General features: G+C 61.4%; 9 protein-coding genes and 1 pseudogene. 3 read left to right on the top strand and 7 right to left on the bottom strand.

Annotated features, from left to right (window positions below; all coding sequences use genetic code 11):
- The first annotated feature begins 27 nt into the window (after positions 1–27).
- The gene (gene rnr, locus RA24_RS17430) at positions 28–2,301 is read left to right on the top strand and encodes a ribonuclease R (RefSeq protein WP_039193221.1); all 2,274 of its coding nucleotides are present in this window, start codon (positions 28–30) and stop codon (positions 2,299–2,301) included.
- Between the two features lie 32 nt (positions 2,302–2,333).
- Here rnr and RA24_RS17425 read toward each other — a convergent pair whose 3' ends face one another.
- Together RA24_RS17425 and RA24_RS17420 are read right to left on the bottom strand one after the other, a co-directional pair.
- Positions 2,334–2,756, bottom strand: coding sequence for a DUF1801 domain-containing protein (locus RA24_RS17425; protein WP_039193218.1), 423 nt, complete (start codon positions 2,754–2,756; stop codon positions 2,334–2,336).
- Entirely contained in the window at positions 2,753–3,406 is a 654-nt protein-coding gene (locus RA24_RS17420; RefSeq protein WP_275041218.1) for a glutathione S-transferase family protein, read from the bottom strand. Before RA24_RS17420 ends, RA24_RS17425 begins: the two co-directional genes overlap by 4 nt.
- Before the next feature lie 133 nt (positions 3,407–3,539).
- Here RA24_RS17420 and RA24_RS17415 point away from each other — a divergent pair, with 133 nt between their 5' ends.
- Both RA24_RS17415 and RA24_RS17410 read left to right on the top strand, forming a co-directional pair.
- Positions 3,540–4,232 carry a helix-turn-helix transcriptional regulator gene (locus RA24_RS17415; RefSeq protein WP_019295192.1) on the top strand — a complete coding sequence of 231 codons (693 nt, stop codon included), beginning with the start codon at positions 3,540–3,542 and terminating at the stop codon, positions 4,230–4,232.
- 98 nt (positions 4,233–4,330) lie between these two features.
- Positions 4,331–5,659, top strand: coding sequence for a lytic murein transglycosylase (locus RA24_RS17410; protein ID WP_039193215.1), 1,329 nt, complete (start codon positions 4,331–4,333; stop codon positions 5,657–5,659).
- A gap of 94 nt (positions 5,660–5,753) precedes the next feature.
- On the opposite strand, the pseudogene RA24_RS17405 reads toward RA24_RS17410, so the two are convergent.
- The 5 genes and pseudogenes from RA24_RS17405 to RA24_RS17385 all read right to left on the bottom strand — a co-directional run.
- Positions 5,754–6,599 (bottom strand): annotated as a pseudogene (locus RA24_RS17405) (ABC transporter permease); the annotation flags it as partial.
- 14 nt (positions 6,600–6,613) lie between these two features.
- Positions 6,614–7,885, bottom strand: a complete 1,272-nt coding sequence (locus RA24_RS17400) for an ABC transporter permease (protein ID WP_019295195.1) — start codon at positions 7,883–7,885, stop codon at positions 6,614–6,616.
- Between the two features lie 80 nt (positions 7,886–7,965).
- Positions 7,966–9,066, bottom strand: coding sequence for an extracellular solute-binding protein (locus RA24_RS17395; RefSeq protein ID WP_019295196.1), 1,101 nt, complete (start codon positions 9,064–9,066; stop codon positions 7,966–7,968).
- Positions 9,067–9,146: 80 nt separating this feature from the next.
- A complete protein-coding gene (locus RA24_RS17390; protein WP_019295197.1) occupies positions 9,147–10,247 on the bottom strand; it encodes an ABC transporter ATP-binding protein in 1,101 nt (366 codons plus the stop codon).
- 353 nt (positions 10,248–10,600) lie between these two features.
- On the bottom strand, positions 10,601–11,995 hold the full coding sequence (locus tag RA24_RS17385) for an aspartate aminotransferase family protein (protein WP_039172162.1): 1,395 nt from the start codon (positions 11,993–11,995) through the stop codon (positions 10,601–10,603).
- Positions 11,996–12,053: the final 58 nt, after the last annotated feature.

Raw genomic sequence — 12,053 nt, 5'->3', positions numbered from 1 at the left:
GCCCCCGCGCCATGCTACGCGGGAAGTATGAGCCGTATTCCCTCCAAGGCCGAAATCCTCGACTGGATCTCCGCCAACCCGACCCATACCTCCAAGCGCGACATTGCCAAGGCCTTTGGCATCAAGGGCGCCGATCGCATCGACCTCAAGCGCATCCTGAAGGAGCTAGAGGCGGAAGGGCATTTGCAGAAGCGCAAGAAGACCTACCGCGACCCGGACCAGCTGCCGCCGGTGACGGTGCTGCAAGTGAAGGCACCGAACGAGGATGGCGACCTGTACGGGCGTCCGCTGGAATGGCATGGCGAAGGTGTAGAGCCGATCATCCTGATCCTGACCAAACCCTCGGACCCGGCACTGGGCGAGGGCGATAAGATCCTGGTGAAGCTGCAGATGGTCCCGGATCAGGACCACAATTACGAGGCGCGGCTGATCCGCCGGATCGGCACCAACCCCAAGCGGGTTCTGGGCATCTTCCGCAAAGGCTCCGAGGGCGGGCGGATTGTTCCAATCGACAAGGCCGCGTCGAATGAGTGGATGGTGGCGCCGGACGCGGTCAATGGCGCCAAGGACGGCGAACTGGTCGAGGCTGAGCAGGCAGGCCCCAAGGGCCGCATGGGCCTGCCGCGCGCGCGTATCGTGGAACGGCTGGGCGACCCGACCGCCCCCAAGGCGGTGTCGCTCATCGCCATTCACCAGCATGGCATTCCCGACCATTTCCCCGATCCGGTGATGGCAGAGGCTGATGCCGCAAAACCCGCGGGCCTGAAGGGCCGCAAGGATCTGCGGGAACTGCCGCTGGTCACCATCGACCCGGCGGATGCGCGCGATCATGACGACGCGTGTTATGCCCACGCCGACGACGATCCCAAAAACCCGGGCGGCCATGTGATCTGGGTGGCGATTGCCGATGTGGCCGCCTATGTGCGCCCCGGCTCGGCGCTGGACCGCGAGGCGAAGAAGCGCGGCAATTCCAGCTATTTCCCCGACCGCGTGGTGCCGATGCTGCCGGACCGGTTGTCGGGCGACCTGTGCAGTTTGCACGAAGGCGTGCCGCGCGCCTGTATCGCGGTGCGGATGCAGGTGGACGCCGAGGGCAACAAGATTGCCCACACATTCGTGCGCGGGCTGATGCAGTCTGTAGCCTCACTCAATTACGCCGAAGTGCAGGAGGCGCAGGACGGCAATGCGAACGACAAGACAGCACCCCTGCTCGATGATGTTATCCAGCCGCTGTTTGCCGCATATAAGGCTCTAACAAAGGCCCGGGCTGAGCGCGAGCCGCTGGATCTGGACCTGCCGGAACGCAAGATCGTGCTGGATGAGGATGGCAACGTGACCTCGGTTGCCTTCCGCGACCGGCTGGATGCGCACAAGCTGATCGAGGAATTCATGATCCTCGCCAATGTGGCCGCAGCTGAAACGCTGATCAAGAAACGCTCGCCCTTGCTGTTCCGGGTGCACGAGGAGCCGGCACAGGAGAAACTGGAAAGTTTGCGCGAGACCGCGCAGGCGGCGGGCCTCAGCCTGGCCAAAGGGCAGGTGCTGCAGACCCGGCATTTGAATGCGCTTTTGAACCAGGCGGCAGGAACGGACGATGCGGAACTGATCAATATCTCCACCCTGAGATCGATGCAGCAGGCCTATTACAACCCGGAGAACTTCGGGCACTTTGGCCTAGCGCTTAGGAACTACGCGCATTTCACCTCGCCGATCCGCCGTTATGCCGACCTGATCGTGCACCGCTCGCTGGTCTCCTCGCACGGCTGGGGCGACGACGGGCTGGATGAGACCCAGATCGAGCGGCTGGAAGATACTGCAACCCATATCTCGGATACCGAGCGGCGCTCAATGATTGCGGAGCGGGACACCACGGACCGTTATTTGGCCTCTTACCTCAGCGAGCGTGTGGGCAACGAGTTCGAAGGCCGGATCAGCGGCATTGCCCGATTTGGTGCCTTTGTGAAGCTGGACGAGACCGGCGCTGACGGTCTGGTGCCGGTGCGCTCCATCGGACGGGAGTTCTTCCACTTTGACGCCCAGTCCGGCACGCTGACAGGGGCGGACACCGGCATGACCCTGACTATCGGCCAGCGCGTGACGGTGCGGCTGACTCAGGCGGCACCTGTCACTGGCGGGCTGGAGCTGGAACTGCTGGCGCTGGAAGAGGTCCCGATACCCGCAGGCGGAGGCCAGCGCGGCCGCCGCAGCCCGGCAGGCCGCACGGTGAAGCGCAAGGCGGCCAAGTCCAAACACAAGGCTGCCAAGGTGAAACGCAAAGTGGAACGCAAGCGGCGCAAATGAAGTCTGCCCCGATAGGGCAGACCTGATCGGCTCTATGCCGGAATATCCAGCGGCGCGCGGATCTTGTAGGTCAGCGCCCGCTTGATCAGCCAGCCGTGACGCAGCGGCTCCACATTCTGCGGGTCGTCAAACAGGACGGCGCGGGTCCCCTCAAACCTGTCCCAGGCAGGGAATGCCAAGGCGAACTCCGAGATCAGGCGGCTTTGGCAATGCACAAAGAGCGCAAAGCGTGCACCCTTCGGCACCCCCAACCGGATGGTGGACCCCGTTCTGGTTTCTGGCGTGACGTAAGAAGGCTGGCCCCAGCGCAGCACTTCCTCCACCCGGCCCGCTTCCGGCGTTTCGGCGGCGGTTTCAAAGATCAGCTGCCGGAGCCTAAGCAACCCCTCCCGCGCCAGCGGGTCGGAGACCGCAAAGGCGGCCTCGATCTCCGGGTTGGCAAAGGCAGGTTTCATGGCAAGGGCACCGTTTCGGTTACACGGCTTAGATAGGCGCACAGAACCGCATCATCGCGCAAGCGTTTGCTGATCTGTGACGCCTCAGACGTCTGCAGCATGGAGATCAGGAACGGCGCCACGCTCAAGTCAGCCGAGGTGATGCGGTCCCCCATCAAGTACGGACGTTCACTGGTAAGTGCTATTATGGGTTTCAGATCCTGTTCCAGCCGGTGCATCCGCTCCGCATCGGTGAAACGTGCGAGGCCCTGCCACTGAAGCCCGTTCTGGATTTCCTTCCTGACCGGGGCGCTGATCTCTTCGCGCATGGGTTCGGGAACCGGCTGGAAGATCTGATCCCGCACCTCAGGCCAGACCGCATCGTCATTCCAGCGCATTTGCAGCAGGTGCAGGCCCAGGTGGTATTCCGCCAGCCGGACCCAGGCACGAGTGTGGGCGCGATCTGCAGTGGTCAGACCTTCGTCGAAGTCGGCCCCCTGCCCCTCAAGCCAGTCGCGGATGCCGTCGCTGTCAGCAATCTGCCCGTCAGGCGTCGCAAGAACCGGCAGCTTCCGGTGCGGCATTTCGGTCGGGTCCAGCATGTCGCTGCGCTGCCAGGGCTGGCCGGACAGCTCCAGCATCAGAGCAGATTTTATGCAGAAGGGGCTCATGCTGAACAAGCCGAAGCCTTTAGGGAAGGTGAGGAGGGAAAGCATTTGTCAAATCCTGTTCGTTGCGTTTACTCGCCTTTCTCTAAACCCGCCTGATGACAGATAGTGTCATCAGGGCATAGGATGATCAGGCATGTCCCGAACTCACCGCCTCTTTCAGCTGATGCAGGCCCTGCGCCTGGGGCCCGGCCCGCATACCGCGGCGCGGCTGGGGGAGGAACTGGGCGTGTCAGCCCGCAGCATCCACCGCGACATCGCGACTCTGCGCGAGATGGGGGCGGTGATTGATGGCGAGGCGGGGTACGGCTTTACCCTGATTGAGGACAATGCGCTGCCGCCGATGGGTTTCCGGGACACGGAACTGGAGGCACTGGTGCTTGGCCTGCGCGAGGTTGAGCTGATCGGCGACCCGGAGCTGGCCACCGCAGCCTCTGAAGCATTACGCAAGCTGCAGGCGCGACTGCCTCCAAGGCAGGCACACCGGCTGCGCCACGCGGTGCTGGCACCTTACCGGTTTGAGCGCCCGATCCCGCCAGCAATCTCGGCGCAGGACCTGCGCCAGGCTGCCTGGGACGAGGTCGAGGTGCGTTTCGGCTATACAGACGGGTATGGCGCGGTGACCGAGCGGCAGGTGAAACCGCTGAGCGTGGTGTACTTCGACCGCTCGACCGTGCTGATCGCCTGGTGCTGCCTGCGTCAGGCGGTGCGGGTGTTCCGGCTGGACCGGATGCGCGGCCTGCAAGTGACGGATCAAAGCTTTCGTCCGCACCGGGTGCCCATGCTGCGCGACGCCCTGGACCAGCTGCGCCAGGAGCACCGGCAGTAGCGATGGCAGGCGGCGCCCCGCACACGCCGGGACTGACCTCTTTACCCGGTTCGCGCTGCCGCTAAACTGGAGCTGGGCAGTGAATAACGAGGTGCATCATGCGCAAATGGATGGCTGTATCGCTGGTAGCAGGCAGCGCAATGGCGGCAGAGGCCGCGACGGACAACTCCTTGAGGCCCGCCGAGCGGCCCGGGGCCGCGAAACAGGAGGGGCAAGGTGAAAGCTATTTGCTGGCGTCTGCCACAACTTTGAAACCGGTCGCTAGGCCAGCCGCGCTCCAGCAGGCCGCGGTGGAACAGGCTGCAGCTGAAGTCAGTTTCAAAGACTGGATCATGGAATTCAAAGACCGCGCAGGGGCACAAGGGATCAGCGTGCCGGTGCTGGACAGTGCCTTTGACGGTGTGAGCTATGACCCCGAAGTGATCCGCCGCGACCGCAACCAGTCGGAGTTCACCAAGACGATCTGGGACTACCTGGACAGCGCGGCGTCGGACCTGCGGGTGAAGAACGGCAAGGCAGCGCTGCGCGACCAGCAGGCGCGGCTGGATCAGATCGAGGGCAAATACGGCGTCGAGAAAGAGATCGTGGTGGCGATCTGGGGGCTGGAAAGCAGCTATGGCACCTTCCGCGGAAAGATGGATGTGGTCCGCTCGCTTGCGACCCTCGCCTTTGACGGGCGGCGCGGAGAGTTCTTTGAGGGTCAGCTGTTTGCGGCGCTGAAGATCCTGCAGGCAGGCGATGTTGCCGCCCGCAAGATGACCGGCAGCTGGGCCGGGGCGATGGGACATACCCAATTCATCCCTACGTCCTATCTGGACTATGCGGTGGATTTCACCGGTGACGGCAAGCGGGACATCTGGTCGGACAACCCGGCTGATGCGCTGGCCTCAACCGCCGCGTATCTGAAGCAGTTTGGCTGGGTGAAAGGGCAGCCTTGGGGGGTGGAGGTGACCCTGCCCAAGGGGTTTGATTACACCCTGGCTGATCGCGACATTGAGAAATCGCCCGCCGACTGGGCGGCTTTAGGCATCAAGGGGCTGGATGGGCGTGCGGTGAAGGATCACGGGCCCGCCTCAATCCTGCTGCCTGCGGGCAGCGAGGGTGCTGCGTTTATGATCTTCCAAAACTTCGCTGTACTGGAACGCTATAACACGGCAGATGCCTATGTGATCGGCGTCGGGCATTTGGCGGACCGGATCAAGGGTGGTTCGCCGATCAAGGCGAATTGGCCGCGCGGTGACCGGGCGCTGACGCTGTCCGAACGGGAGGAAATGCAAGAGCGGCTGACAAGCGCTGGTTTCGACACAGACGGTATCGACGGCAAGATCGGGCCCAAGACCATCGGGGCAGTGCGCGCCTATCAGGTGGCAAACGGGCTGACGCCGGATGGCTATGCCTCGCTGCATCTGTTGCAGCGGCTGCGGTAGAACCAAGGGAGCGAGCCGTCTCCCTTTTGACCCGGCTTCAAGCAAAAGGCCCCGCAACGCGGGGCCTCTTTGTGTCTGGCAAAGCGGGTACTGTTTAGCCAGGAGACATCCCGCGCAGGCGCTCGGAGCGGCGGCGCAGCATTTCCACCGTCGCCAGCAGCATGATGGAGATCGCTACCAGGATTGTCGCCACCGCCAGGATGGTCGGCGAGATCTGCTCGCGCAGGCCGATGAACATCTGCCAAGGCAGCGTCTTTTGCCCGGCCGAGCCGACGAACAGCACCACAACCACTTCGTCGAAGGAAGTGATGAAGGCGAACAGGCCGCCCGAGATCACCCCCGGCAGGATCAGCGGCATCTGCACCCGGAAGAAGGTGGTGACCGGGTCTGCCCCCATGTTGGCCGCGGCGCGGGTCAGCGAGCGGTCAAAGCCCACCAGCGTCGCCGTCACCGTGATGATCACGAAGGGAATGCCCAGCGCGGCATGCGCCAGAACCACGCCAATGTAGGTCCCCTGCAGGCCGATGCGGCTGTAAAAGAAGTACATGCCCGCCGCGGAGATGATGAGCGGCACGATCATCGGCGAAATCAGGATCGCCATGATCGCACGGCGGAACGGCACATGCGGCTGGCTGAGGCCGATGGCGGCCAGCGTGCCGAAGGTGACCGAGACGATGGTGGCCATCGGCGCGATCTTGAGCGAGTTCCACATCGCAGACTGCCAGGAGTCATTGTTGAAGAAATCGCGGTAGTGCTTCAGCGAGTAGCCTTCCGGGTCCAGCCGCAGCATTTCCGGCGTAAAGGTGAAGAAGTCCTGCGCGTTGAAGCTGAGCGGGATAATCACCACGATCGGTGCGATCAGGAAGAAGAAGACCAGACCGCAGATCACCCGGAAGGTATAGTGCCAGGTGCGCTGGCCAACGGTCGCATAAGGAGGAAGTGCGCTCATATCGGTTATCCCAGCTTAACGTTGTCGATGCCGACGACCTTGTCGTAGACCCAGTAGAGGAGCAGGACGACCGCCAGAAGGATTGCGCCCAGCGCCGCACCCAGGCCCCAGTTGCCCGACGTCGAGATGTGGTAGGCAATCAGGTTGGAGATGAAGGTGCCTTTGGTGCCGCCGACAAGGGCCGGAGTGATGTAGTAACCAACGGCCAGTATGAAGACGAGGATCGAGCCAGCGCCGATGCCCGGCACGGTCTGCGGGAAGTAGACCCGCCAGAAGGCGGTCCAGTCGGTGGCGCCCAGTGACTTGGCGGCGCGCAGATAGGACGGGTTGATGGTCTGCATCACCGAGTACATCGGCAGGATCATGAACGGCAGCAGGATGTGCGTCATCGCGATGATGGTGCCCAGCTCGTTGTTGATCAGAACCAATCGGTTGGCATCATCCACAAGGCCGATCCAGACAAGGGTGTCGTTGATCACGCCCTGCTGCTGCAGCAGGATTTTCCAGGCTGATGTCCGCACCAGCAGAGAGGTCCAGAAGGGCAGCAGCACCAGGATCAGCAGCAGGTTCGCCTTGCGTGCCGGCAGGTTGGCCAGAATCCACGCCACCGGATAGCCCAGCAGAATGCAGCTGAAGGTGATGATCAAGGACATCCGCATCGTGCGGACAAGCATGGTGTTGTAGATCCGCTCATTCTCGGGCCGGATCTCCGGGCCTTCCGCGCCCAGCTGCATGTCAACGGCGTTCAGGAAGTAACCGGACGTGAAGGACCCGGAGTAAGTCTTGATGGTGCGCCACAGTTCAACGTCGCCCCAGCCATCGTCAATTTCGATTAGTTTTTCCCGGAACGGACCGTCGGTCGCGAGGTCCCATTTGCCGACTTTGCGGCCCGATTTACGGAACACAGAGGACACGCCCGGGTTTTCATAGTTCAGGCGCTTGGCGACTCTAGTGTGTGTCTTTTCTTTGGCGGCAATCTGGAGGTCCGCGGCCATCGCGGCAAACACGGCCTCTTCGGGCAGTTGCCCCGAAGCGGGATCCCAATCCGCCAGCGCTTCAACCGTTCGGGGCAGCGTGTCCTGGACAATCCGGTTCTCCACCGAGCGGAACAGCATGTCCGCCACCGGCAAGATGAAGGTCACAAGGATGAACAGCAGAAGCGGCGCAATCAGCATCAGCGCGCGCAATTTCTGCATCCGCAATGCCCGCGACAGGCTCCGCTTCAGCGGTGTGCCGTCCGCGGCCAGCACAGGGCCGGATTGGCTAATGTCAGTCATAGGGTTCCCCGTCGGGTCTTTATATTTTTGGGCAGGGGGCCTGGACGCAGCAGGCCCCCTGCAATCTTGGAAGGGTCAGATTAGTTTGCCAGCCATGCCTGGAACTTGGCGTCCAGATCATCGCGGTTGTCTGCCCACCATTCGTAGTCATAGACATGCACGTTGCCGGCGTTGGCCGGATCGGTCGGCATGTGCGGGGCCATGTCGATGCCCAGTTCGGCGTGCTTGCCAACCAGCGGTGCCGAGGAGGCACGGGCAGGGCCATAGGAGATATAGGCAGCTTGGTCAGCCAGACGCTGGGTGTCGGTGGCGAACTTCAGGAAGTCCATCACGCGCGCCTTGCGGTCCGCGGGCAGGCCTGCCGGAACAACCCAGCCGTCGAGGTCAAAGGACTGCATGTCCCAGAGCATGCCGATCGGCTGGCCCTGTTCGGCAATTGCAGAGAACAGGCGGCCGTTGAAGGTAGAGCCCATAACCACTTCGCCGTCAGCCAGCAACTGCGGAGTTTCCGCGCCAGCAGTCCACCAGACCACCTGGTCCTTGATGGTGTCGAGCTTGGCCAGAGCTTGCGCCACACCTTCGTCGGTGCCCAGAACGTCGTAGATCTCATCCTTTGCCACGCCGTCGCAGTAGAGGGCCCACTCCATGTTGTCGATCGGACGTTTCTGCAGCGAGCGCTTGCCCGGGTACTTCTCGGTGTCGAAGATCGCGCAAACCGAATCCGGCTGGTCGATCAGGTCGGTGCGGTAGCCGAAGGTGGTCGAGTAAACGATCTGCGGCACGAAGCAGTCGCTGACGATCAGGTCGCCGAAGTCTTCGGTGGCCGCAGTGCCATCCGGTGCCGCTGCCAGGTCCTCGTCATGGTTGATTTCTTCCGCCAGACCTTCGTCGCAAAGACGCATGGAGTCGGAGGCCACAACGTCAACCAGGTCCCAGGTGACATTGCCGGCTTCGTTCATGGCGCGGATCTTAGCCACGGCTTCTGCCGAGCTTTCATCCCAAACCACTTTCACATCAGGGTTGGCCGCAATATAGGGCTCAACATAAGCCTTGTGCTGGCTGGTCTGATAGGCACCGCCCCAGGACACCAGAGTCAGCTCATTGGCCATTTCTTCGGCAAAGGCCGAAGGGGCGCAAAGGGCGGTGGTCATCGCCAGTGCAGACAGTTTGCTGAGTTTCATAGAGAGTCTCTCCTTGTTGAAATTCACAGATGTGAGATTCCCCCCGGTCGTTCTTCTGCCGGGGGTTCGGCGCGCGCGGATCAGGCGTCCAGCGCGCGGCAGTCTTCCGGCAGCCAGCCGATTTCGATCTGCTGACCGGGCTGAAGACGGACTTGGTCCGGGGCATTCCGGGTCTTGATGATGAATTCATCATTGCCGGCCACCCGCAGACGGGTGCGGAAGATGTCGCCCATGTAGATGAACTCCAGAACTTCCGCCTTGAGCGTATGGACGCCTGCTTGCAGGCGGTCCTTGTTGTATTCCACCCGTTCGGGGCGGATTGAAACGCGGGTGCGCTCGCCGGGTTGCGAGACATTGACCGGTTTGCAGTCAATCAGCTCGCCATCGTCCAACTGCACCAGCGCGATACCGTTGTTGATTTCCTTGACGGTGCCTTCGAGCGTGTTGTTTTCGCCGATGAACTGGGCCACGAAGCTGTTTTCCGGGCTTTCATACAGCTGGTCCGGCGGCGCGATCTGCTGGATGCGGCCGTCGTCAAAGACCGCAACACGGTCGGACATGGTGAGCGCTTCGGTCTGGTCGTGGGTCACATAAACCACGGTGATCCCCAGACGGTGTGCCAGATGGGTGATCTCGAACTGCATCTTCTCGCGCAGCTGCTTGTCGAGCGCGCCCAGCGGTTCGTCCATCAGAACCAGCTCGGGCTCGAACACCAGCGCGCGGGCCAGCGCGATCCGCTGCTGCTGACCGCCCGAAAGCTGCGCCGGGCGGCGGCCGCCGAAGGCGCCCATTTCCACCATGTCCAGCGCCCGTTTCACTTTTTCCTCGCGCTCGGATTTGCCCATCTTGCGGACTTCCAGCGGGAAAGAGAGGTTTTCCGCAATCGTCATATGCGGAAACAGCGCGTAGTTCTGAAACACCATGCCGATGCCGCGCTTGTGCGGCGGGATGTTGTTGATCGACGTCCCGTCCAGACGGATATCGCCATGGGTCGCGGTCTCGAAACCAGCCAGCATCATCAGGCAGGTTGTCTTCCCGGACCCGGACGGGCCAAGCATTGTCAGGAATTCACCTTTGGGCATGGTGAGGTTGAGGTCTTTGACAACGAGATTTTCGCCATCATAGCTCTTTTGGACACGTTCGAATTCAACGAACGCATCAACGTTTGACGCATCAGCCAAAGCAGGCTCCCCGTAGTTTTGTCATTCCGGCAGATTTGCTCTGCACTTGTTTGAAGTTAATCACACCAACGCTATCCTGCGCTAGATATGAAAAAAATATTCTTTCACCGGTGAACGTACGAAATTCATACTTCGAACCACTTCAAGCGGACAAAGAATACCTTGATTGAACCCTAGTCATGTTCCGCGTCCTTTGATCGGACTTTTTGCGACGCCTCTATGACATTTTGCGCCGCAGAGTTTGTATTCCCAGCCAAAAACCGACTCTTTCACCTCCGGAAACGAAGAAAAGGCCCGGCAATATTATTGCCGGACCTTGGTGAGTCGCCCCATGCCGGGGTGGGAAAATGGAATCAGGCGCTGTGCAGCAGATCCTTTTCTTTCAGTTCAGCGTAGCACTCATCCAGCGACTTCACGGCGCGCTCGATCAGCACGTCGATCTGTTCCGGCGTGATCACCAGCGGCGGTGAGATGATCATCCGGTCGCCGACATGGCGCATCACCAGATTATTGGCAAAGCACCGCTCGCGGCAGATGTAGCCGACGGTGCCTGCATCGGAGGCAAAAGCAGCGCGAGTTTCCTTGTTGGGAGTCAGCGCAATCGATCCCATCATGCCGACGATCTTGGCTTCGCCGACCAGCGGGTGGTCGGTCAGTGCTTCCCATTTCTGTTTCAGATAGGGGGCCGCCACGTCGCGCACATGGCCAAGGATGTTTTCCTCTTCCAGAATGCGCAGGTTTTCCAAGGCAACCGCCGCTGCGACCGGGTGGCCGGAATAGGTGTAACCGTGGTTGAACTCATCACTTGCGATAACCGAAGCGACCTCATCACTCACAATCGACCCGCCGATCGGTGCATAGCCGGAGCTGAGGCCCTTGGCGATTGTCATGATGTCAGGCCGGATGTTCAGGGTTTCGCTGCCAAACCAATTGCCGGTGCGCCCAAAACCGCAAATGACTTCGTCCGCGATAAGCAGGATTTCATACTTGTCGCAGATGCGCTGGATTTCCGGCCAGTAGCTGTCCGGCGGCACGATTACCCCGCCTGCTCCCTGCACCGGCTCAGCGATGAAAGCCGCAACGCGCTCCTCGCCCAGTTCCAGGATCGCCTCTTCCAGCTCACGCGCGCGCTGCAGTCCGAATTCTTCCGGCGGCATGTCGCCGCCCTCCGCCCACCAGTTCGGCTGATTGATATGGTGGATATCCGGGATCGGCATTCCGCCCTGGGCATGCATGCCGCTCATGCCGCCCAGCGAGCCGCTGCCGACCGAAGACCCGTGATACGCGTTCTTTCGGCTGATGATGACGGATTTGGTCGACTTGCCCTTCAGCGCCCAATAGTGGCGCACCATACGGATGTTGGTGTCATTTGCTTCAGACCCGGAACCGGCAAAGAACACATTGTTCAGGTCGCCCGGCGCCAGCTCTGCAATTTTGGCCGCCAGCGCGATGGCCGGCACATGGGTGGTCTGGAAGAAGGTGTTGTAATAGGGCAGCTCACGCATCTGGCGGGCGGCAACTTCCGCCAGCTCCTCGCGGCCGTAACCGATGTTGACGCACCAGAGGCCCGCCATCGCGTCGAGAATCTGGTGACCTTCGCTGTCGGTCAGGTGCACGCCATCTGCGCGGGTGATGATGCGCGCGCCTTTTTGCGACAACTCACCATTTGCGGTGAACGGATGCATGTGGTGGGCGGCATCCAGCGCCTGCAACTCGGCCGTCGGCATGTGATTGGTGATAACGGTCATGAGACTCGCTCCTGAGAATGACTGATTGGCACCAGAATATGATCAAATTCTCAGGTGT

It is taken from the genome of Leisingera sp. ANG-M6 (assembly GCF_000813905.1).
Taxonomy (GTDB): domain Bacteria; phylum Pseudomonadota; class Alphaproteobacteria; order Rhodobacterales; family Rhodobacteraceae; genus Leisingera.
This window is presented reverse-complemented; position numbering and strand designations above follow the sequence as displayed.

Coding starts and splice junctions, on each gene's coding strand:
- RA24_RS17425 (WP_039193218.1), bottom strand. CDS start 2,756: ATGAAACCTGCCTTTGCCAACCCGGAGATCGAGGCCGCCTTTGCGGTC.
- RA24_RS17385 (WP_039172162.1), bottom strand. CDS start 11,995: ATGACCGTTATCACCAATCACATGCCGACGGCCGAGTTGCAGGCGCTG.
- RA24_RS17395 (WP_019295196.1), bottom strand. CDS start 9,066: ATGAAACTCAGCAAACTGTCTGCACTGGCGATGACCACCGCCCTTTGC.
- RA24_RS17415 (WP_019295192.1), top strand. CDS start 3,540: ATGTCCCGAACTCACCGCCTCTTTCAGCTGATGCAGGCCCTGCGCCTG.
- RA24_RS17400 (WP_019295195.1), bottom strand. CDS start 7,885: ATGACTGACATTAGCCAATCCGGCCCTGTGCTGGCCGCGGACGGCACA.
- RA24_RS17420 (WP_275041218.1), bottom strand. CDS start 3,406: ATGAGCCCCTTCTGCATAAAATCTGCTCTGATGCTGGAGCTGTCCGGC.
- rnr (WP_039193221.1), top strand. CDS start 28: ATGAGCCGTATTCCCTCCAAGGCCGAAATCCTCGACTGGATCTCCGCC.
- RA24_RS17410 (WP_039193215.1), top strand. CDS start 4,331: ATGCGCAAATGGATGGCTGTATCGCTGGTAGCAGGCAGCGCAATGGCG.